Source organism: Tessaracoccus coleopterorum (assembly GCF_011174705.1).
Taxonomy (GTDB): Bacteria; Actinomycetota; Actinomycetes; order Propionibacteriales; family Propionibacteriaceae; genus Arachnia; species Arachnia coleopterorum.
The window spans coordinates 3,364,815-3,385,269 of the sequence record NZ_JAANIJ010000001.1 but is presented as its reverse complement, the minus strand read 5'-3'; the positions used below and the strand labels follow the sequence as shown (position 1 = coordinate 3,385,269).

At 70.0% G+C, this 20,455-nt stretch carries 17 protein-coding genes and 11 pseudogenes; 5 read left to right on the top strand and 23 right to left on the bottom strand.

Going from position 1 to position 20,455, the window contains the following annotated elements; genetic code table 11:
- Positions 1 to 238: 238 nt before the first annotated feature.
- The 17 genes and pseudogenes from G7085_RS35975 to G7085_RS28485 form a co-directional block, all read right to left on the bottom strand.
- Positions 239 to 1,006: pseudogene (locus G7085_RS35975) on the bottom strand (3-dehydroquinate synthase family protein); the annotation flags it as partial.
- Positions 1,007 to 1,058: 52 nt separating this feature from the next.
- A pseudogene (locus G7085_RS31490) lies at positions 1,059 to 1,851 on the bottom strand (chorismate synthase).
- Positions 1,812 to 2,602, bottom strand: a pseudogene (aroC, locus tag G7085_RS31485) (chorismate synthase). The pseudogenes G7085_RS31490 and aroC overlap by 40 nt, the downstream one beginning before the upstream one ends.
- A complete protein-coding gene (locus G7085_RS33505; RefSeq protein WP_331715871.1) occupies positions 2,599 to 2,748 on the bottom strand; it encodes a chorismate synthase in 150 nt (49 codons plus the stop codon). The pseudogene aroC and the gene G7085_RS33505 overlap by 4 nt, the downstream one beginning before the upstream one ends.
- 13 nt (positions 2,749 to 2,761) lie before the next feature.
- Positions 2,762 to 3,556: a shikimate dehydrogenase family protein gene (locus G7085_RS21620; protein WP_197512513.1), complete on the bottom strand. Its 795-nt coding sequence runs from the start codon at positions 3,554 to 3,556 to the stop codon at positions 2,762 to 2,764.
- Positions 3,557 to 3,569: 13 nt separating this feature from the next.
- On the bottom strand, positions 3,570 to 3,977 hold the full coding sequence (gene mltG, locus G7085_RS21615) for an endolytic transglycosylase MltG (protein ID WP_197512511.1): 408 nt from the start codon (positions 3,975 to 3,977) through the stop codon (positions 3,570 to 3,572).
- Positions 3,974 to 4,303 carry a hypothetical protein gene (locus G7085_RS21610; RefSeq protein ID WP_197512509.1) on the bottom strand — a complete coding sequence of 110 codons (330 nt, stop codon included), beginning with the start codon at positions 4,301 to 4,303 and terminating at the stop codon, positions 3,974 to 3,976. Before G7085_RS21610 ends, mltG begins: the two co-directional genes overlap by 4 nt.
- 139 nt (positions 4,304 to 4,442) lie before the next feature.
- Positions 4,443 to 4,682, bottom strand: a complete 240-nt coding sequence (locus tag G7085_RS21605; RefSeq protein WP_197512507.1) for a hypothetical protein — start codon at positions 4,680 to 4,682, stop codon at positions 4,443 to 4,445.
- Positions 4,679 to 5,137 carry a Holliday junction resolvase RuvX gene (ruvX, locus tag G7085_RS28505; RefSeq protein WP_331715870.1) on the bottom strand — a complete coding sequence of 153 codons (459 nt, stop codon included), beginning with the start codon at positions 5,135 to 5,137 and terminating at the stop codon, positions 4,679 to 4,681. Before ruvX ends, G7085_RS21605 begins: the two co-directional genes overlap by 4 nt.
- On the bottom strand, positions 5,130 to 5,396 hold the full coding sequence (locus G7085_RS28500; protein ID WP_331715869.1) for a DHHA1 domain-containing protein: 267 nt from the start codon (positions 5,394 to 5,396) through the stop codon (positions 5,130 to 5,132). Before G7085_RS28500 ends, ruvX begins: the two co-directional genes overlap by 8 nt.
- A gap of 338 nt (positions 5,397 to 5,734) precedes the next feature.
- Positions 5,735 to 7,062 (bottom strand): annotated as a pseudogene (locus G7085_RS21595) (alanine--tRNA ligase-related protein); the annotation flags it as partial.
- Positions 7,059 to 7,358, bottom strand: coding sequence for an alanine--tRNA ligase-related protein (locus tag G7085_RS31480; RefSeq protein WP_269452252.1), 300 nt, complete (start codon positions 7,356 to 7,358; stop codon positions 7,059 to 7,061). The gene G7085_RS31480 and the pseudogene G7085_RS21595, both read right to left, overlap by 4 nt.
- On the bottom strand, positions 7,355 to 7,774 hold the full coding sequence (locus G7085_RS31475) for an alanine--tRNA ligase-related protein (RefSeq protein WP_269451946.1): 420 nt from the start codon (positions 7,772 to 7,774) through the stop codon (positions 7,355 to 7,357). Before G7085_RS31475 ends, G7085_RS31480 begins: the two co-directional genes overlap by 4 nt.
- 34 nt (positions 7,775 to 7,808) lie before the next feature.
- Positions 7,809 to 8,273, bottom strand: coding sequence for a hypothetical protein (locus G7085_RS21590; protein ID WP_197512505.1), 465 nt, complete (start codon positions 8,271 to 8,273; stop codon positions 7,809 to 7,811).
- Positions 8,274 to 8,498: 225 nt separating this feature from the next.
- Positions 8,499 to 8,934 (bottom strand): annotated as a pseudogene (locus tag G7085_RS28495) (AAA family ATPase).
- Positions 8,931 to 9,140 (bottom strand): annotated as a pseudogene (locus G7085_RS28490) (hypothetical protein); the annotation flags it as partial. The pseudogenes G7085_RS28495 and G7085_RS28490, both read right to left, overlap by 4 nt.
- Positions 9,141 to 9,405: 265 nt before the next feature.
- Positions 9,406 to 9,636 carry a hypothetical protein gene (locus G7085_RS28485; protein WP_331715868.1) on the bottom strand — a complete coding sequence of 77 codons (231 nt, stop codon included), beginning with the start codon at positions 9,634 to 9,636 and terminating at the stop codon, positions 9,406 to 9,408.
- Between the two features lie 319 nt (positions 9,637 to 9,955).
- On the opposite strand from G7085_RS28485, the pseudogene G7085_RS35970 reads away from it, so the two are divergent.
- The 4 genes and pseudogenes from G7085_RS35970 to G7085_RS21570 form a co-directional block, all read left to right on the top strand.
- Positions 9,956 to 10,252: pseudogene (locus tag G7085_RS35970) on the top strand (MFS transporter); the annotation flags it as partial.
- Positions 10,253 to 10,328: 76 nt separating this feature from the next.
- Positions 10,329 to 10,604 (top strand): MFS transporter, encoded by a 276-nt coding sequence (locus G7085_RS35965; protein WP_408647238.1) that lies wholly within the window; start codon positions 10,329 to 10,331, stop codon positions 10,602 to 10,604.
- A 25-nt stretch (positions 10,605 to 10,629) separates the two neighbouring features.
- Positions 10,630 to 10,833: a hypothetical protein gene (locus G7085_RS21575; RefSeq protein ID WP_197512502.1), complete on the top strand. Its 204-nt coding sequence runs from the start codon at positions 10,630 to 10,632 to the stop codon at positions 10,831 to 10,833.
- On the top strand, positions 10,833 to 11,003 hold the full coding sequence (locus G7085_RS21570) for a hypothetical protein (protein ID WP_197512500.1): 171 nt from the start codon (positions 10,833 to 10,835) through the stop codon (positions 11,001 to 11,003). The genes G7085_RS21575 and G7085_RS21570 overlap by 1 nt, the downstream gene beginning before the upstream one ends.
- 241 nt (positions 11,004 to 11,244) lie before the next feature.
- Here G7085_RS21570 and aspS read toward each other — a convergent pair.
- The 4 genes and pseudogenes from aspS to G7085_RS21550 all read right to left on the bottom strand — a co-directional run bounded on the left by aspS (position 11,245) and on the right by G7085_RS21550 (position 15,720).
- Positions 11,245 to 13,048, bottom strand: a pseudogene (aspS, locus tag G7085_RS21565) (aspartate--tRNA ligase).
- A 184-nt stretch (positions 13,049 to 13,232) separates the two neighbouring features.
- Positions 13,233 to 13,724, bottom strand: coding sequence for an NADPH-dependent F420 reductase (locus G7085_RS21560; RefSeq protein WP_197512497.1), 492 nt, complete (start codon positions 13,722 to 13,724; stop codon positions 13,233 to 13,235).
- Positions 13,721 to 15,044, bottom strand: a pseudogene (gene hisS, locus G7085_RS21555) (histidine--tRNA ligase). The gene G7085_RS21560 and the pseudogene hisS overlap by 4 nt, the downstream one beginning before the upstream one ends.
- Complete coding sequence (locus G7085_RS21550) at positions 14,992 to 15,720, bottom strand: MBL fold metallo-hydrolase (protein WP_269451945.1); 729 nt, start codon at positions 15,718 to 15,720, stop codon at positions 14,992 to 14,994. Before G7085_RS21550 ends, hisS begins: the two are co-directional and overlap by 53 nt.
- Before the next feature lie 28 nt (positions 15,721 to 15,748).
- Here G7085_RS21550 and G7085_RS21545 point away from each other — a divergent pair.
- Positions 15,749 to 16,991 (top strand): annotated as a pseudogene (locus tag G7085_RS21545) (DUF349 domain-containing protein).
- A 62-nt stretch (positions 16,992 to 17,053) separates the two neighbouring features.
- Here the strand turns inward: G7085_RS21545 and G7085_RS21540 are convergent.
- Both G7085_RS21540 and G7085_RS21535 read right to left on the bottom strand, forming a co-directional pair.
- Positions 17,054 to 19,322, bottom strand: a pseudogene (locus G7085_RS21540) (RelA/SpoT family protein).
- Between the two features lie 47 nt (positions 19,323 to 19,369).
- The gene (locus G7085_RS21535) at positions 19,370 to 20,455 is read right to left on the bottom strand and encodes a potassium channel family protein (protein ID WP_197512493.1); all 1,086 of its coding nucleotides are present in this window, start codon (positions 20,453 to 20,455) and stop codon (positions 19,370 to 19,372) included.

Below are 20,455 nucleotides of genomic sequence, written 5' to 3'. Positions count from 1 at the left end.
CGACGCGTAGGCCGAGGCGAGCACTCCCTCGTCGGGCGCTGCAAGCAGCGTGACGCGGCCCACCTCCCGCAGGCCGACCAGCCGGAGCGAGGATCCCCGTGCCTTCTTGTCCAGGCTCATGATGGGGCGCAGGTCGGTGTAGGGGCCGGGTAGCTGAGCGGCAGGCCGAGGCCCCGAGGAGGTGGTCGTGCAGGTCGACGGTGGCGCCGTCGAGCCCGAGCAGGTCACGCGAGACGCGCGCCATCCACGCCATGCCGACGCTGATCGCCTGGCCGTGCCGCCAGGAGAACCCGGCGTGCTTCTCGATCGCGTGTCCCAGCGTGTGGCCGTAGTTGAGGGCCTCCCGGCCGACGCGGTCGCCAGATGAGGTCCGCTCCGTCAGGTCGGCGGCGACGACGGTCGCCTTGACCCGGATGGCCCGCGTCACGAGCTCGGCGAACCGGTCGCCGGTGACGTCGAGGCAGTCGGTCAGGTCGGCGGTCGCCAGGTCGAGGATCGCCGGGTCGGCGATGAAGCCGCACTTGACGACCTCGGCGAGTCCCGAGGCGACCTCGGCAGTGGGCAGGGAGTCGAGCAGCGCCAGGTCGCACAGGACGGCGCGCGGCTCGTAGAACGCGCCGACGAGGTTCTTGCCGGCCGCGAGGTTGATGCCGGTCTTGCCACCGACGGCCGCGTCGACCATGCCGAGCACCGACGTCGGCACCGAGACGTACGCGACGCCGCGCAGCCAGCTGGCGGCGACGAACCCGGCGAGGTCGGTGGTGGTGCCGCCCCGACCCCGATCACGAGGTCGTTGCGGGTCAATCCCGCCGCGGCGAGCGCGTCCCAGCAGTCGGCCAGCACATGAGGGGTCTTGGCGGCCTCGGCGTCGGGCACCGCGATCAGGGTGGCGGGCACCCCGCGAGCTCCGCGACGCGGCCCGCGAGCCTTCCCAGCGGGCAGGATGGATCACCGCGACCCTGGTGGCGTCACCGATCAGGCCGGGCAGCCGGCCCAGCGCCCGCATTCGACGACGACATCGTAGGGGCCCATCGCGGAGGCGACGCGGACGGTGGCGGTCACTGCCCGGGCTCCCACCCGCGCTCACGCGCCAGCTCGTCCGCGACCTCGGAGGAGCCGCGCCCGTCGGTCTCGACGATCTGGGTGGCGATCGCCTCGTAGACGGGGGTGCGCTCGCGCAGCAGCTCGATGAGGCGCCCGCGGACGTTGCCGAGCAGCAGCGGGCGCACCGTGTTGAGCCCGACGCGGCGGCTGGCCTGACCGATCGAGACCTTCAACCAGATCACCTCGTGACCGGCGAGCGCGTCCCGGATCGCCTCGTTCATCACAGCCCTCCGCCGAGCGCAACCACGTCGTGCGAGCCGAGCAGCTCGATGGTGGCCTCCTGCTCGAGGGCACGGAAGTGGGCCTCGCCCTCATCGGCGAAGATCTCGGCGATCGGCTTGCCGACCACCTCCTCGATGCGGCTGTCCACATCGACGAAGGTCCGGCCGAGGCGCTTGGCCAGCCGCTTGCCGACGGTGGACTTGCCTGCCCCGGGTGCCCCATCAGGACGATGCTCATCGGCCGATCTCCAGTCCCGTGCCGCGACATCTTCCAGGTAGGCGTCACGGTTGCGGCGGGTCTCCCCGACGGAGTCGCCGCCGAACTTCTCGAGCGCCACCTCGGCGAGCACGAGAGCGACCATGGCCTCGGCCACCACACCCGCCGCGGGCACCGCACAGACATCCGAGCGCTGGTGGTGCGCGGCCGCGGCCTCCCGGTGGCCGTGTCGATGGTGCGCAGCGCCCTCGGGACGGTGGCGATGGGCTTCATGGCGGCGCGCACGCGCAGCACCTCACCTGTCGACATGCCGCCCTCGGTGCCGCCGGAGCGGTGCGAGGCGCGTCGGATGCCCGACTCCCGGGCAGGATCTCGTCGTGGGCGAGCGACCCGCGGGTGCGGGCCAGCTCGAAGCCGTCTCCGACCTCGACACCCTTGATGGCCTGGATGCCCATCAGGGCCCGGCGAGCTTCGCGTCCAGGCGGCGGTCGCCCTGCGAGTGGGATCCGAGGCCTGGCGGCAGGCCCCACACCACGACCTCGACGACCCCACCGAGGGTGTCGCCGTCGCGGTGGCATGCGTCGACCTCCGCCTGCATGGCGACGGAGGCGTCCCGGTCGAAGCAGCGGACGGGATCCCCGTCGATGGCCGCGAGGTCGGACCTGGTCGGAAGATCCTCTCTGGTGGCGCGGACGGGGCCGAGCTCGACCACGTGGCTGAGCAGTTCGATGCCGAGCGCCTGGCGCAGGAACGCCTGCGCAACGGTGCCGAGCGCGACGCGGGCCGCGGTCTCACGGGCCGATGCCCTCTCGAGGATGGGACGGGCCTCGTCGAAGTCGTACTTCTGCATGCCCGCCAGGTCGGCGTGCCCGGGCGGGACGGGTCAGCGGGGCGTTGCGGGCGAGGCTGGCGAGGGTCTCCTCATCCACCTCCCCGGCGCCATCACCTGCTGCCACTTGGGCCATTCGGTGTTGCCGACCTGAATGGCGATGGGTGAGCCGAGGGTCTCACCGTGCCGGAAACCGGCGAGCAGGGTGACGGCGTCGGCCTCGAATTTCATCCGCGCGCCACGCCCGACCCGAGCCGGCGGCGGCGCAGGTTCTCGGCGATCTCGTCGACCCCGACGCGCACGTGGGCGGGAATGCCCTCCATCGTGGCGATCAGGGCTTGGCCGTGGGACTCCCCGGCGGTCAGGTATCGAAGCATGTCCGACATTGTGTCAGAGTGCGGAGCGTCGGCTCAGTTCGCGACCGGCAGCCGAACGGCACTGCTCGAAGGTGACCCGGCGACCCGTCAGGAGATGGAACTGGTCGACGGCCTGCCCCGCGAGCAGGTCGAGCCCGTTGAGCACCACCAGGCCGTGATCCTCCGCGGCGGCGGTGAGCGGGGTGGGCCACGGGTCGTAGACGACGTCGAAGACCGCGCCGGCCGAGCCTGCGAGCCGCCCTGCGTGCGGGGCGGCCGCGGCGGCGGGGATCGTGCTGGCCAGGAGGTCGACGTGGTCGGGCCGCTCTGCCAGCGGCCGCACCTCGGCGGTCATGCCGAGCAGCCCGGCAAGGTCGGTGAGCGACCGCGCACGCTCGGGCCGGCGGGCAAGGACCACGATCTCCCGGGTCCCGAGCCCGGCGAGGGCGAGCACGATGGAGCGGGCGGTGGCCCCGTTGCCGAGGATCGCAGCGCTGCGCGGCGCCTCGAGCCCATGGGCCCGCCATGCGCGGACGAAGCCGGGCACGTCCGTGTTGTGGACCGTCGGATCCGCGCCGAACACGAGCGTGTTGCCGCCGCCGACGAGCCGGCTCGGCTCGTCGGCGGCCCCGAACGCGAGGATGGCCTCCTTGTGCGGCGCCGTCACGCTCAGCCCCGCCCACGCCGGGTCGTCGATCCTGGCCTGCACGAACGCGGCCAGGTCGTTCGGCGCGACGGTGTACGCGTCGTAGCTCCAGTCGAGCCCGTTCGCGGCGTAGCCGGCGCGGTGGATCGCGGGCGAGAGTGAGTGGCCCGCGGGATCGCCCACGACCCGGTGAGCATCAGCAGCTGCCGGGGTTCGCGGAGCACCACTGCCGGAACAGGGCGACGTTGGCGTTGTGCTCCTCGAGGGTGGCGGCGAACCGGGTGTCGCCGGTCTCCGGGTTGACCGTCACGAAGAACAGGGCGTCGGAGTCGGCCGGATTGAGCGCCGCCGCGAGCGCCGTCCGGCCCGGGTTGCTGATCGGACCCGGCGGGAGTCCCTTGTGCATGTAGGTGTTGTACGGCGACGGGTCTGCCCGGTCCTCGGCGGTGGTGGTGACCTTGCCGGACTTGCCGACGGCGTAGTGCACCGTCGAGTCCATCTCGAGCATCATGCCCTGGGCGAGCCGGTTGTAGATGACCGACGCGACCATCGGCTGATCCTCGGGCTTGGTCACCTCCGAGGCGATGATGGAAGCGGTAGTCACGACCGCGAGCGGGGTCTGCCCAGGGCCTCCGCGCCGGCCTCCAGGCCGAGCTCCTCGGCGATCCGGTTGAACTGGCCGATCTGGGTGGCGTAGATCCACGCCGGCACAGGGGCTCCGAGACGGCGTACTTGGACGGGAACAGGAACCTTCGAGCTTGCCGAGCGCGTAGTCAGGCAGCTTGAAGATGCTGGTGTCTGCCGCGCCGGCCACGACCTCGTCGAGTGGGAGCTTGGTGGCCTTCGCGGTGATCTGCTGCTGCTCCGCGAGCGTGGTTCCCTCGGGAACAGGACCCAGAGGTTGACCTTGTTCGCGGGATCGAGCAGCATCTTGAGCGCGGTCTCCGCGGGATCTGCTTGACGAGCTTGTACCTGCCGTACTGCAGTTCGTTGGCGGCGCCGCTGCTCTGCACCTCCTTGCGGAACGTGCGGGTGGACTTGATGACCTGCGCCTCGGTGAGGATGTCGCCTATCTGCGTCGAGGTGGCGCCGCGAGGGATGAGGATCTCGACGCTCTCGCCGGTGCCCTCCCGATGTAGTCGTCCGTGGTGCGCCACGTGACATACGCGTCGTTGGCCTTGGAGTAGACGAACCAGCCGCCACCGAAGAGGATGCCCGCCGCGAGCAGCACGGCGAAGACGCTGCGGCCGTGGTAGGCGATCTTGCGCCAGTTCAGCCGCCCGTCATTGTCAATGAACGCTGGGCTCACCGTTCCTCCTTCTCGACACGCTCGCCTGCAGGTCCACCGTCGCGCTGCTCGGCGTCGAGCGCCCGCTGCAGGATCTCGACGGCGGCGGCCTGATCGATGACGCTGCGCTGCTGACGCGCGCGACGCCCGGCGCTACCAAGGCTACGCGACGCCGAGACTGTGCTCATCCGCTCGTCGACGAGACGCACCTCCACCGGTGCGATCGCACCGGCCAGCGCGGCCGCCTTCTCCTCCACGAAGTTCGCTGCGATGCCCCGCTCACCGGCGAGGGTGAGCGGCAGTCCGACGTAGACGACGTCGACGCCGTACTCCTCCACCAGCACCACGAGGCGCCGCTGTTCCCGGACCCTGCCGGGACGGTCTCGACCGGGTAGGCGAACGTGGTGCCGCGGTTGGCGGCGGCCACCCGATCCGTGCCTTACCCAGTCGATGCCGAGCCGTGCCCCGTCAGCCACGCGTCTCCAGGGCTCCGCGGACGGCCGCGAGCGCGGCCGGGGCTGCCGAGGCGTCGGTGCCGCCGCCCTGGGCCAGGTCGTCCTTGCCGCCGCCCTTGCCGCCGAGGGCCGCGCTGGCGAGCCCGATCAGCTGACCGGCACGCAGGCCGAGGCCGCGGGCGGCCTCGTTGGTGGCCACAACCGCGGTCGGCTTGTCGACCCCGCCGACGAGTGCCACCACGGCAGGGCCGGAGCCGAGCCGCTCGCGCAGGTCGAGCACGAGGGTGCGAAGCTCGCCGCCCCGACGCCCGGGGTCGCGACGCCGAGGTAGCGCACGCCGCCGACGTCGACGGCCTGCTCCACGAGCTGGGCGGAACCGGCGAGCAGCTTCTCGGCGTTCAGCCTCGCAATCTGCTTCTCGGCGTCCTTCAGCTGCGAGATGAGCCGCTCGACGCGCCCGACGAGCTGGTCGGGCTGGACCCGCAGGCTGTCGGTGAGGGTGTTGACGAGGGCCCGCTCCGCCGCGAACCTGGCGAACGCGTCGCCCGCGACGAGCGCCTCGACGCGACGCACGCCCGATCCGATGGACGACTCGCTCAGCAGGTTGAGCATGCCGATCTCGGCGGTGGTGCCGACGTGGGTGCCGCCGCAGAGCTCACGCGACCAGGGGCCTGCCAGCTCGACCATCCGCACGATCGGCGGGTACTTCTCCCCGAACATGGCCATGGCACCGAGCGCCTTGGCATCCTCGAGCGGCATCTCCCGGGCCGTCACGGCATAGTTGGCGCCGATCGCCTCGTTGGCGCGACCCTCGATCTCGGCCCTGAGCTGGTCGCTCAGGCCGTGGGTCGAGGAGAAGTCGAAGCGCATGTAGCCGGGCTTGTTGTAGGAGCCGGCCTGGGTCGCGGTCGGGCCGACCAGTTCCCGCAGCGCTGCGTGCACGATGTGGGTTGCGGTGTGGGCCTGCTGCGAGCCGTGCCGGGCGACGGCGTCGACCGTGGCCCGCGCGTCGGCGCCGAGGCCGAGCTCTCCGAGCACCTCGACGCGGTGCACGACGAGCCCGGGCACGACCCGCTGCACGTCGATGACGTTGAGGTTGAAGCCGTCGCCGACGATCACGCCGCGGTCCGAGTCCTGGCCGCCCGACTCCGCATAGAAGGGCGTCTCGCGCAGCACGATGTCGACGGTGGTCCCATCGGTGGCACGGTCGACGGACACGCCGTCGGCGACGATGCCGCGCACGACGGTGGACACGTCGAGGTCGGTGTAGCCGAGGAACGGCACCTCACCCGCCTCACGCAGCTCACGGTAGGCCTCGAGGCTCGCGGCCCCACCCTTCTTCGCCTTTGCGTCGGCGCGGGCGCGATCCTTCTGCTCCCGCATGAGGGCATCGAACTGTGCCCGGTCGACGGTGAGCCCCTGCTCGGCCGCCATCTCCATGGTGAGATCGATCGGGAAGCCGTACGTGTCGTGCAGCTGGAAGGCCTTGTCGCCGGGAGGGCGGTGGCGTGCTGTTCACGGGCCCCTCGACGGCGGACTCGAACAGCACGGTGCCGGACTGGAGGGTGCGGCGGAACGCATTCTCCTCCGCCTCGGCCGACTCCGCGACCCGGGCCAGGCGGCGTCGATCTCCGGGTAGGAGACGCGCATCAGGTCGCGTGACACCGGCAGCAGCTCCGAGAGCACCGGCTGGGTGACGCCGAGCAGGCGCATGGCGCGGATGACGCGGCGCAGCAGCCGGCGAAGGACGTAGCCGCGCGCCTCGTTTCCGGGGTGACGCCGTCGGTCATCAGCATCAGGGAGGAGCGCACATGGTCGGCGACCACCCGGAAGCGGACGTCGTCGGTGGGGTCGTCGCCGTAGCGCCGGCCCGACAGCTCGGCCGCCTTCCGGATGACGGGGAAGACCTCATCGATCTCGTACATGTTGTTCACGCCCTGCTTCAGGAACGCGATGCGCTCCAGGCCGGCGCCGGTGTCGATGTTCTTCGACGGTAGGGGCGCAGCACGTCGAAGTCGTCCTTTGCGCGGACGGCGGAGAGTTCCTCCTGCTGGAACACGAGGTTCCAGATCTCGAGGAAGCGGTCCTCGTCGGCCTCTGGGCCGCCGTCGGCTCCGAACTCGGGGCCGCGGTCGATGTAGATCTCCGAACAGGGTCCCCCGGGGCCGGGAACGCCCATGTGCCAGTAGTTGTCCTTCAGCCCGCGTTCCTGGATCCGCTCGCGCGGCATGCCGACCTTCAACCAGAGGTCGATCGTCTCCTGATCCCGTGCAGGGCTGTGACCCACACCTTCCCGGGGTCGAACCCGAGGCCGCCGTCCTCCTCGCTCGAGGTGACGAACTGCCACGCGAAGGTGATCGCCCCCTCCTTGAAGTAGTCACCGAAGGAGAAGTTGCCGAGCATCTGGAAGAACGTGCCGTGGCGGGTGGTCTTGCCGACCTCGTCGATATCGAGCGTGCGGACGCACTTCTGCGCGGAGACGGCGCGCGCGAACGGGGCCGGCTCATCACCCAGGAAGTACGGCTTGAACGGCACCATGCCCGCATTGACGAACAGCAGAGTGGGATCGTTGTACAGCAGCGATGCGCTGGGCACGTCCACGTGGCCGTTACGCACGAAGAAGTCGATATACCTGCTCCGGATCTCGGAGGTCTTCATCAGAGGTTTCCTTGCGAATGGAAGATTGTGAGGATCAGTCGTTGTCGGGGATGTTCAGCTCGCGGCGGAGCTCGGCCTCCCGCTGGGCCATCGAGGCGCGGAACGTGGCCATGAAGTCACCGAAGCTGGCGGCGGTCTCATGCCCTTCTTCTCGACCTGCTGGGCGACGCCGGCGGGCGTCAGCCGGTGGAGGAGTTCCTTCCCGCGCAGCACCACGAAGAGGGTGAGGCCCGCGCCGACCAGGATCCAGAAGAGGTGCTTCACTTCCTGGCCTTCTTCCGGCCGCTGAGCGCCTGCCGGACCCGAAGGTGAAGGCCGCGGTCTTGACCAGCGGGCCGCCGAGTGTCGCGGCGAAAAGCGTCGACAGCTGGGCGGCGTTCTCGCTGACCACGGTGGCGTGGCCGGACACCTTGGAGGCGTCCTCGGTGACCACGCTGAGCTTGCCGATCTCGTCGTTGGCCGCCACCACGGTGCCCTTGAGCTCCTGCAGGATCGGCACCGAGTTGCTCCGACGTCGCGCACGGCCAGGCGCACCTCGTCGAGGGTCCGGCCGAGCTTCAACAGAGGCACGGCCGCGAGCGCGACGAAGACGCAGAGCGCCACGGCCGCGATCAGGCCAGCGATTTCACCAACGGTCATGCGCGCAACTGTAGCCGACCCGCCGCGGAATGAGCAGGCGGTGTACCCGCATGCCCGGGCGGTACCTGCCCGTCCCGCCACCGGTTCAGTCGCGCCCGAGCAGGCCCCGGAGCAGCCGCACACGCTCGGCGATGACCGCCTCCTGCCCGTTGACCGTCGGCTCGTAGTACCGGGCGGCCTCGAGGTCCTCGGGCAGGTACGTCTGGGCGACGACACCGTGCTCGAAGTCGTGCGGGTACCGGTATCCCTCGCCGTGGCCGAGCTTCTTCGCCCCGAGTAGTGCGCGTCGCGCAGGTGAGCGGGAACGCCTGTGCCCTTACCCTCCGGATGTCTGCGATCGCCTTGTCGAGGGCGACGTATGCGGCGTTCGACTTGGGTGCGGTGGCCGCCGCGACCGTGGCGTGGGCGAGGGTGATGCGGGCCTCGGGCATCCCGAGCAGCTGGACGGCCTGGGCCGCGGCCACACAGGTCTGGAGCACACCGCTGGAGGCCATGCCGATGTCCTCGGAGGCGGAGATCATGAGGCGCCGGGCGACGAAGCGCGGGTCCTCCCCGCCTCGAGCATCCGGGCGAGGTAGTGCAGGGCGGCATCCACATCGGAGCCGCGGATCGACTTGATGAAGGCGGAGATGACGTCGTAGTGCTGGTCACCGTCCCTGTCGTAGCGCACGGCCGCCCGGTCGGCGGACGACTCGACGGCGGCCTGGTCGATCGCGGTGCCTCCGACGGCGTCGGTGGCCGCGGCGGACTCCTCAAGGTAGGTGAGGGCGCGCCGCGCGTCTCCCCGGAGAGCCGGATGATCATGTCCCGGGCCGCCTCGTCGAGGCTGAGCTGCTCCCCTGCCGCGGTGCGCAGTCCGCGCGTGTCGGTCAGGGCCCGTTGGAGCAGGTCGATCAGGTCGTCGGTGGTCAGTGGCTGGAGCCGCAGCAGCAGCGAGCGGGACAGCAGCGGTGAGATCACGGAGAACGAAGGGTTCTCCGTGGTCGCGGCGATCAGGGTGACCAGCCGGTTCTCCACGGCAGGGAGCAGCACGTCCTGCTGCGCCTTCGAGAAGCGGTGCACCTCATCGACGAAGAGGACCGTGGCGCGCCCCGGGCGAGTTGGCGGCGGGCCTCCTCGATCTCGGCGCGCACCTCCTTCACTCCCGCGGTGACGGCGGACAGCTCGACGAAGCGGCGCTGGGTCGCCTGCGAGACGACCGAGGCGATGGTGGTCTTGCCCACGCCCGGCGGCCCCACAGGAACACGGACATGGGTTGGCCGTCGGCCAGCCTGCGCAGCGGCGAGCCGGGCGCGAGCAGGTGCTGCTGCCCCACGATCTCGTCGAGGGTGCGGGGTCGGAGCCGCACCGCGAGCGGCGCCTGAGGGTTGGCGGCGTCGCTCAGCGAGCCACCCCGCTGGGCGGGGTCGGATCGGGGTTTCCGAAGAGGTCGGTCGACACGCCCGTCACTGTACCCGCTGCCCTCAGCTTGGAGATGGTTGAAAACCGGCATAGCATCTCCATTCGTCCCATCACACAACTATCCCGGGCGGCGCCACCACCATGGAATCTGACCTCGGACGGCGCTACTCGCGCCGTCGTCGCATCGCCATCATCGTCACTCTGGGTCTCCTGACGGGGCTGGGCCCCTTCACCATCGACCTGTACCTGCCCGCCTTCCCCGTCATCAAGGACGAGTGGACGCTGACCGACGCGCAGATCCAGATCACCCTGTCGGCCACCACCTTCGGGTTCGCCCTCGGACAACTGATCGTCGGGCCGCTCAGCGACCGGCTCGGCCGCCGCTGGCCGCTGGTGGTGTGCTCCACGCTGCACGTCGTGTCGTCCGTGCTGGTCGCGGTCGCCCAGGCGTCGGGTTCCTCACCGCGATGCGGGTGCTGCAGGGCATCGGGCCGCGGGCGGTTCGGTGGTGGCAATGGCGATGGCGCGCGACCTGTTCAGCGGGCGCCCGCTGGTGGTGATGCTGTCCAGGCTCGCGCTCATCTCCGGCCTGGCGCCGATCATCGCGCCCATCGTGGGGTCGTGGATGGTGAGCTTCATGCCGTGGCGCGGCATCTTCTGGGGGCTGGCTGGCTACGGCGCCCTCGTGGTGACCCTGGTGCTCGTGATGACGGTGGAAACCAGGCCCCGGCCCAGCGGACCCGGGCGGCCTGGGCGAACTGCTGAACGGCTTCGGGCTGGTCGCCCGTGACCGGACGTCGCTGGGCGGCATCCTGGTGGCCGCATTCGCATTCGGCGGCCTGTTCTCCTATGTGGCGAGCTCCTCGGTGCTGCTGCAGAGCGTCTACGGGTTGAGCGCGCGCGGCTTCGGTGCCGTGTTCGCGATCTGCTCGTGCGGCGTGTTCATCGGGGTGCAGCTCGGCAGCCGGGCTGCGCAGCGCATCGGCGCCCCCGTGTGCTCATCGCGTCGACGACGCTGATGGTGGCCGCCGCGCTCGCCGTGCTCGCCGTCAACGCCGCCGACGTCGGCTATCTGCCACTGGTCCCGCGCTGTTCATGTTCACGTTCGGGTTCGGCTCCTCGGCGCCCTGCACACAGCTGCTCGTGCTGCAGAACCACCGGGAGCGTTCCGGCACCGCTGCCTCCCTGATGGGCGCCACCACCCAGGTGGTGGGCTCGGCGGTCGGGCCGCTGATCGGTCTGGTGCCCATGACGAGCGCCGTGCCGATGGGTACGTCGATGCTGGCCTGTGCCCTGGTCGCGACCTCGGTGCTGTGGCTGGTGCTGCGCCCCACCGCGACCCGCGGGTCGCGCTCGGCTGAGGCGGCCCGGAAACGCCGATCGGCGGCGGTGGGGATCCTCCCGCCGCCGCCGAGCGCGTTTGCGGTCGGTCAGGCCTTCGCGCCGGCCTCGGCCTTCGGCTCTTCCTTCTTCTCGGGCTTGGCGTCGACGCCGGCCTCGCGGCGCTGCTGCACCGTGATGGGGCGGGAGCCTCGGTCAGCGGGTCGAACCCGCCGCCGCTCTTCGGGAAGGCGATGACGTCGCGGATCGTCTCGAATCCGCCGAGCAGCATGACGAGCCGGTCGAGACCGAAGGCGATGCCGCCGTGCGGCGGTGCCCCGAACTGGAACGCGTCGATGAGGAACCCGAACTGTTCCTGCGCCTCATCCTCGGAGATGCCCATCACCTTCAAAACGCGCTCCTGCACGTCGCGGCGGTGGATACGGATCGAGCCGCCGCCCACCTCGTTGCCGTTGCACACGAAGTCGTAGCCGTAGCTGAGCGCGGAGCCGGGGTCGGTGTCGAAGGTGTCCATCGACTCGGGCTTGGGCGAGGTGAACGCATGGTGCACGGCCGTCCAGTTGCCGTGGCCGAGCGCCACGTCACCGGAGGCCTCCGCGTCGGCGGTCGACTTGAACATCGGGGCGTCGACGATCCAGAGGAAGCTCCATGCGTTCTCGTCGATCAGGCCGGTGCGGCGGGCGATCTCGAGGCGGGCGGCACCGAGCAGCTCCTGCGAGGCCTCGCGGGCGCCTGCCGCGAAGAAGATCGCGTCGCCGGGCTTGGCGTCCATGGCCGCGGCGATGCCGTCGCGCTCCGCCTCGCTGATGTTCTTGGCGACGGGGCCGCCGAGCGTGCCGTCGTCCTGCACCGTGATGTAGGCGAGACCCTTCGCTCCGCGCTGCTTGGCCCACTCCTGCCAGGCGTCGAACTGGCGGCGCGGCAGCGAGGCACCGCCGGGCATGACCACGCCCCGACGTAGGCCGACTGGAAGACACGGAACGGCGTCCCGGAGAAGTAGTCGGTCAGCTCACGGATCAACAGGTCGAAGCGCAGGTCGGGCTTGTCGGAGCCGTAGTTGTTCATCGCGTCGTGCCACGTCATGCGCTGCAGCGGGCCACCATGTCGACGCCGATCAGCTTCCAGCACTCGGCCATGACCTCCTCGGCCAGCGCGATGACGTCGTCCTGGTCGACGAAGCTCATCTCGATGTCGAGCTGGGTGAACTCGGGCTGCCGGTCGGCGCGGAAGTCCTCGTCGCGGTAGCAGCGGGCGATCTGGTAGTAGCGCTCCATGCCGCCGACCATCAGCAACTGCTTGAACAGCTGCGGGCTCTGCGGCAGGGCGTACCACTTACCCGGGTGGAGGCGGGCCGGGACGATGAAGTCGCGGGCGCCCTCGGGCGTCGAGCGGGTCAGGGTCGGGGTCTCGATGTCGTAGAAGCGGTGCCGGTCGAGCACGTCACGGATCACCTTCGTTACCTTCGAGCGCAGCACAAGCGCGTCGTGCTGGCGGGGCGGCGCAGGTCGAGGTAGCGGTACCTGAGGCGGGCCTCCTCCCCACGTTGGTGCGCTCGTCGATCTGGAACGGCAGCGGCGCGGCGGCGTTGAGGACCTCGAGCTCGCGGATCGCGACCTCGACCTCGCCGGTGGGGATGTTGGGGTTCACGTTCTCGGCGGTGCGGGCATCGACGACACCTGTCACCTTGATGCAGAACTCGTTGCGCAGGTCGTGGATGCCCGCGGAGGCGAGGTACTCGTCGCGGACGACGATCTGGCAGATGCCGGAGGCGTCGCGCAGGTCGATGAAGGCGACGCCGCCATGGTCGCGGCGCTTGGCCACCCACCCGGCGAGCGTGACTTCCTGGCCGACGTCGGAGGCGCGCAGCGCTCCGGCTTCGTGAGTGCGGATCACGGTATTCCTTTCAGTTCCGGCTGCATAGACGGTGCAGCTCAGCAGCGGCCCACTCTACAGCGCCGCCGCGAATGCCGCCCTGAGCGACCCGGCGTCGACGGGCGCACCGAAGAGCGGCGAGTCGGGTTCGAGGCAGCGCGACGCCGCGCGGGAGCCTCCACGGGGTCGAAGCCGAGGCTGTCGATCAGGCGCGCGACCTCGGCCCTCGCGGCGGCATCGTCGGAGACGACGCCGACGGCCCGCCGCAGCGGGTGCCCGCCGGGAGGGCGTCGGCCGTCAGGTCGGTGTAGGAGATGTGGTTGAGCGACTTCACCAGCCGCATCGACCGGTTGCGGGAGGCGATCAGCGAGCTGGTGGTGCCGTCCCAGCCGGGTTCGGGGTGCCCGCCCGCCGCGTCCCAGGCGTTCATGGCGTCGACGACGACCTTGCCGGTCAGCGCCGGGAAATCGATGCTGCCCGCCTTACCGAACGGCACCGCGAGCACCACGATGTCCGCCGCGGAGATCAGGTCGGCCTCGGAGACGAGGCGCGCACCCGGCAGCACGGTCTCGATGATCAGGGCGAGCATCGGTTGGCGCGTCGACCCGGTGAGCAGCACCGCGTGCCCCGCCTCGAGGGCGAGGCGGCCGATGGCCGTGCCCAGCTTGCCCGCCCCGATGATCCCGAGGGTGGTCATGCGTGGACGGTGACCGACAGGTCCTCGGCAGGCGGGGACCACTCTGAGGGCGAGGCCGGGGTCTGCTCACCGGAGCGGATGTCCTTGACCGAGTCGTCGTGGCCGGCGCCGAACCAGACGAACGGGATGCCGCGCCGTTCGGCGTAGCGGATCTGCTTGCCGAACTTGTCGGCCTTCGGGCCACCTCGACGGGGATGCCGCGGGAGCGCAGCGCGCCGGCCACCCGATGGCCTGCTCGCGGGTCTCCTCGCTGTCGACCGCGACGAGGACGGCGCTGGGAACGCTGCGCGATGCGGTGAGGGCACCCTTCCCGATCAGAGGGCGAGGATGCGGGTGATGCCGAACGAGTAGCCGACGCCGGGGAAGGTGGTCTTCCCGTCGCTGGCCAGCGAGTCATAGCGGCCTCCGGAGGCGACGGAACCGAGCCTCTCGGAGCCCCGCAGCAGCGTCTCGTAGACGGTGCCGGTGTAGTAGTCGAGCCGCGGGCGATCTTGAGGTCCACCAGCACCCGGTCGGGCACGGAGCGCCCGGCGACGCGGATCAGCGCTGCGAGCTCCTCGAGGCCGGTGTCGAGCAGCTCGTGTTCCACGCCGAGGGCCCGCACAGCGTCGACGAAGGACTCGTCGGCCGAGGCGATGCCGGCGAGCGCCACGCAGGCGTCGGCCTGGGAGCGGCTCAGCCCGGTTTCGGCGGTGAGCAGCTCCCGCACGGCATCCGGGCCGATCTTGTCGTACTTGTCGACCCGCTGGAGGACGGCGGCGGGGTCGTCGATGCCGAGGCCCCGGTAGAAGCCCTCCGACAGCTTGCGGTTGTTGACGTGCAGCGTGACCGGAGGAAGACCGAGGTCGCGGTGCAGCTTCTCGAACACGTCGATGGCCACGAGCGGGATCTCGACGTCGTGGTGCGCCGCGAGGCTGCCCTGGCCCACGATGTCGATGTCGGCCTGCGTGAACTCGCGGTACCTGCCCTCCTGGGGCGCTCGCCGCGCCACACCTTCTGGATCTGGTAGCGGCGGAACGGGAAGGCGAGGTGCCCGGAGTTCTCCAGCACGTAGCGGGCGAACGGCACGGTCAGGTCGAAGTGGAGGCCGAGCTCGTCCGCATCGCCGGCGTCGGCGTGCAGCCGACGCACCACGTAGATCTCCTTGTCGATCTCGCCCTTGCGGGAGAGCTGCTCCAACTGCTCGACGGCGCGGGTCTCGATGGGCGCGAAGCCGTGCAGCTCGAACGTCGACGAGACGACGTCGAGCACCGCCAGTTCGGCGAACCTACCGGCGGGCAGGAACTCGGGAAAGCCGCTGAGCGGCCTGGGGCGTGGCATAACTGGTCCTCACAGGGTCTCTGGCTGAAGATACGGGTTGGAGGCGATCTCGGTGGCGAGGTCGGTCGGCCGCCATGCCCGGGAGGAGCGTCGCGGTGCCGGGGAACTCCCCCACGATGCGCGTCAGTGTCTCGCGCATCGCGGTCATGTTACCGCCGGGCAGATCGGTGCGCCCGATGGTCCCGCTGAAGAGCACGTCGCCGGTGAACACGACGCCCACCTCACCGTCGGAGACGCTGAGCAGGGTTGATCCGGCGGTGTGGCCGGGGCGGCGAACGGTACGACGGTCAGGCCGGCCGCCTCGAAGGGCGCCGTGTAGTCGCGGACGTCGGCCACCGCAGGCGCGTCGACTGCACCGGTCAGGCGCTCCACCATCGCGTCTCCGTGGGGCCGAGGCCCGCGCCGGGGCGGGTGACGAGGTGCTGGTCGGCCGCGGCCAGGTACAGGGGATGCCGAGGCGCGCCGCCAGCAGGTGGGCGTCGCCGATGTGGTCGAAGTGTCCGTGCGTCGCGAGCAGCGCCACCGGCCGCGCCCCGTGTCCTCGAGGAGGCCGCTCAGCGCCCCGGCGGCGGTGACGCCCGGATCGACGATCAGGGCCTCCACCGCCTCCGCGTCGCGGCGCACAAGATAACAGTTCGACTGCCAGGGGACAAAGTGATGGGCTGGATGAGCACAAGGCCAGCCTATCCGGCTAGATTGGTGCCATGAGCGAACCGCAAGCGCCCTCTGATTTCGGACGTGTCGATCCCGACGGCACGGTCTACGTCATCACGGGTGGCATCGAACGAAGTGTCGGACAGATCCCCGACTCCACCCTGAAGAGGCCATGGCGTTCTACGTCCGCCGCTTCGAGAACCTCGCGGCGGAGGTGAGCCTTCTCGAGTCGCGCGTCGCGGCCCAGGCGATGTCGCCGGAGGAGGCCAAGAACGCGATCGCCGCGGCACGCACCACCATCACCGACGCCAACGCGGTGGGCGATCTCGAGTCGCTCGGCAGGCGGCTCGACGCGCTGGGTGAGGTGCTCCCGGCGCAGATCGAGGCCCGCAAGGCCGCCCGCGCCGAGCAGAATGCCCTGACGGTCGCCGCAAAGGAGGCCATGGTCGTCGAGGCCGAGACGCTGTCGCAGGGCAACGACTGGCGCGGCGGTGTCGACCGCTTCCGGGTGCTGCTCGACGAGTGGAAGGCGCTCCCCCGCGTGGACCGCACCACAGACAACGAACTGTGGCACCGGTTCTCCTCTGCGCGCACGCAGTACACGCGTCGTCGCAAGGCACACTTCTCGGAGTTGAACTCCCGCCGCGACGAGGCGAAGGCGGCCAAGGAGGCCATCATCGCCGAGGCCGAGCCGCTTGCCGACTCGACCGACTGGGGGCGACCTCCGCGGCGTTCCGTGACCTGATGACCCGCTGGAAGGCCGCCGGCAGCGCCCGTCGCTCCGACGACGACGCGCTGTGGACCCGCTTCCGCGCGATCCAGGACCGGTTCTTCGACGCCCGCACCACGGCGCAGAGCGCGGTCGACGGGGAGCAGTCCGAGAACCTGGCGGCGAAGCAGTCGCTCGTCGAGCAGGTCACCAACGACCTCGAGGGCGTGACCGACATCGAGGCCGCCAAGAAGATCCACCGCGCCTTCCTGGAGAAGTACAACGACCTCGGGCACGTCCCGCGCGCGGCGATGCGCGACCTGGACGGCCGGGTCCGCACCATCGGCGAGAAGATCGCCCAGCTCGAGGCCGACGAGTGGCGCCGCACCGATCCGGAGGCGCGCAGGCGTGCCGAGGACACGGTCGCGATGTTCGAGACGCAGATCGCGAAGCTGCAGGCCGACCTCACCGCGGCCGAGGCCAAGGGCGAGGCCCGCAAGGCCAAGGATGCGGCCCGCTCCATCGAGACGTACACGAGCTGGCTCGACCAGGCGCGTGAGACGCTCAGCGAGTTCACCAAGTAGTTCCAGGAACCGAGAGGGCCCGCATCGCTTCGGCGATGCGCGCCCTCTCGTCTGTGGTGTGGTCAGCCGGTGACCCGGAACACGTCGTAGACACCGGGCACGCGGCGGACCTGGTTGATGACGTGCTGCAGGTGGGTGGGGTCGGCCGATTCGAAGGTGAACTTGCCCGTGAACTGGCGGTGCTTGTTCGTGGAGATGTTGACGCTCAGGATGTCCAGGTGCTGCTCGGAGAGCGCCGAGGAGACGTCGGAGAGAAGCCGTGCCCGGTCGAGGCCCTCGATCTGGATGGTCACCACGAACATGGTGCCCTTCTCCTGGCCCGACCAGGAGACGGGCACGAGCCGGTCCGGTTCCTTGCGCAGCGCCGGCACGTTGGTGCAGTCGGCGCGGTGCACGGACACGCCGTCGCCCCGGGTGACGAAACCGACGATCTCGTCGCCGGGAAGCGGATAGCAGCACTTGGCGAACTTGGCGACCACCGAGTCATCGCCGTCGACAAGGATGTGGGCGCCGTCGCTGACAGGGCGCCTGCGCTGACGCACCACGACGTCCTCGGTGACGGTGTCGACCGTCTCCTCCTCACCGCCGTGCAGTTGGACCAGCTTCTCGACCGCGCTCTGGGCCCCGGCCTGTCCCTCGCCGATGGCGACGTACAGGTTGGGCACGTCCTTGTAACCCAGCTCGTTGGCCACCGCGGTCAGGTTCTCCAACGTCAGGAGCCGCTGCATGGGAAGGCCGGTGCGGCGCAGGTCGCGGGCGAGGGTGTCCTTCCCCTGCTCCATCGCCTCGTCGCGGCGCTCCCGCGAGAAGTGCTGCCGGATCTTCTGCCGGGCACGCGACGACACGACGAACGAGAGCCAGTCGCGGCTGGGGCCGGCGCCCTCGGCCTTCGACGTGAGGATCTCCACCTTGTCGCCCTGCTGCAGTGCGGTCGACAGCGAGACGAGCCTGCCGTTGACCCTTGCCCCGATGGTGCGGTAGCCGACCTGGGTATGGACGGCGAACGCGAAGTCGACCGGGGTGGCGCCGACGGGCAGCGCCATCACCTCGCCCTTGGGGTGAACACATAGATCTCGTCGGAGTTGATCTCGAAGAGCACAGAGTCGAGGAACTCGCTCGGGTCCTCGGTCTCCTTGCTCATCACGCCCAGCTGGTGCATGGCCTTCAGGCCCGCGTCCTCCGGGGAGACGCCGCTGCGGACATCCTCCTTGTACTTCCAGTGGGCCGCGACACCGTACTCGGCCTGCGGTGCATCTCGTGGGTGCGGATCTGGAACTCGATGGGCTCGTTGTTCGCGCCGAGCACCGTGGTGTGGAGCGACTGGTACATGTTGAACTTCGGGCCGGCGATGTAGTCCTTGAACCGGCCGGGATCGGCTTCCAGCCCGCGTGTGCGACGCCGAGCACCGCATAGCAGTCCTGCACGTCGTCGACGAGGACCCGCAGCCCGATCAGGTCGTAGATGTCGCGGAAGTCCCGGCCGCGCACCATCATCTTCTGGTAGATCGAGTAGTAGTGCTTCGGCCTGCCGTAGACGGTCGCCCGGATCTTCGCGTCGGCGAGCAGCTTCTGGAACTCGGCGATCAGCTCGCGCAGGTAGCGCTCGCGGCCGGGCGCCGACTGCGCCACCATGTCGACGATCTCCGCGTACACCTTGGGTTCGATGGTCGCGAACGACAGGTCCTCGAGTTCCCACTTGATGGTGTTCATGCCCAGGCGGTGGGCCAGTGGGGCGAAGATGTTGAGCGTCTCGGTGGCGATCCGGATCCGCTTCTCGGGCCTCAGATAGCCGAGGGTGCGCATGTTGTGGAGGCGGTCGGCCAGCTTGATGACGAGGACGCGGACCTCCTCGCTGGTGGCCATGATCATCTTGCGGATGGTCTCGGCCTTCGCGGTCTCGCCGTAGGTCAGCTTGTCCAGCTTCGTGACGCCGTCGACCATGTGGGCGACCTCGTCACCGAAGTCGGCACGCAACGCCTCGAGCGAGTAGGCGGTGTCCTCCACCGTGTCGTGCAGCAGCGCGGCAACGAGCACGGGTTCGGTCATGCCGAGCTCGGCGAGAATGGTCGCGACCGCGAGCGGGTGCGTGATGTAAGGATCCCCGACTTGCGGGTCTGCCCCTCGTGGTGGTGGTCGGCCGTCCGGTAGGCGCGCTCGATGAGCGTGAGATCTGCCTTGGGGTGGTTTGACCTGACGATCCGGAACAGGGGTCCAGCACCGCGGACTTCGACTGCACCGCCCCCAGGCGGGCCAGACGGTGCCGCATCCGAAGGCGCGGTTGTTCGGGCCCGGTCACCAACCGGGACGCACCCGTCACCGCCTCATCAGCCATGCGCAGAGTCTAGTGTCAGAGGCCAAGGTGGTGGGGACCTGACCGGGTCAGTCGTCCAGCGGGCGCAGCAGTCCCTTGTCCCGCGGCGACGGCGGCTGCGCGCGACGCACCACGATGAGATCGTCACCCACCTCGATGCGTGTGGCCGACTTGTCGTAGAAGCGCCGCAGCGTCCCGTTGCGGATGATGCCGATGACCCGCTCACCCTGGACGGCCGACGGCGGTTGCCCGACCTCGTTCGCGGTCGCGAGGCGCTGGTGCACCTCGAGCCCCTCGGCGCCGGTGAGCATGTCCTGCATGATGGTGCCGAGTTCCGGCCCGATCGCGGACAGGCCGAGGAGGCGACCCACCGTCTCCGAACTGGTGACAACGGACGAGGCACCGGACTGCCTGACCAGCGGCACGTTCTCGTGCTCGCGCACCGACACGATCACCCCGGCCGTCGGGTTGAGCTGGCGGACGGTCAGCGTGGTCAGGATCGCCGCGTCGTCACGGTCGAGCGAGATGATCACCTGCCGCGCCTTGCTCACCTCGGCCCGCCGCAGCAGCGAGCGTCGGGTGGCGTCGCCCTGGAAGGCGGCATACCCGTCGAAGTTCGCCTCGTTCACCGCGCTGGTGTTTGCGTCGATGACGACGATCCGGTCCGGCTTCTCCCCCTGCCTGCGGAGGGTGTTGACGGCGCTGCGGCCCTTGGTGCCGTAGCCGATGACGACCACATGGTTGCGCATCCTTCTCCTCCAGATCGAGTCCTTGAGCGCGCGGCTGCCCTGGTTGGCCAGCACCTCGATGGTGGTGCCGACCAGCACGACCAGGAAGGTGATCCTGAGCGGCGTGATGATGAGCGCGTTGATGAGCCTCGCGTGCTGGGCCAACGGCGTGATGTCGCCGTAGCCCGTGGTGGTGACCGTGACGGTCGCGTAGTACAGCGCGTCGACGAAGGAGACGCCGTCGCCACCCGTGTTGTCCACGTAGGCGCCACGGTCGAGCCACACCAGCATGGTGGTCACGAACAGCAGCCCGAGCGCGAGGGTCCCGCGGCGGGCCAGTTCCTTGAACGGGCTCGTCGCGATCCTCGGCATGGACACGAGCGAGAGGATGCCGCCCTTCGACGCGCCCGACTGCAGCTTGGCCAT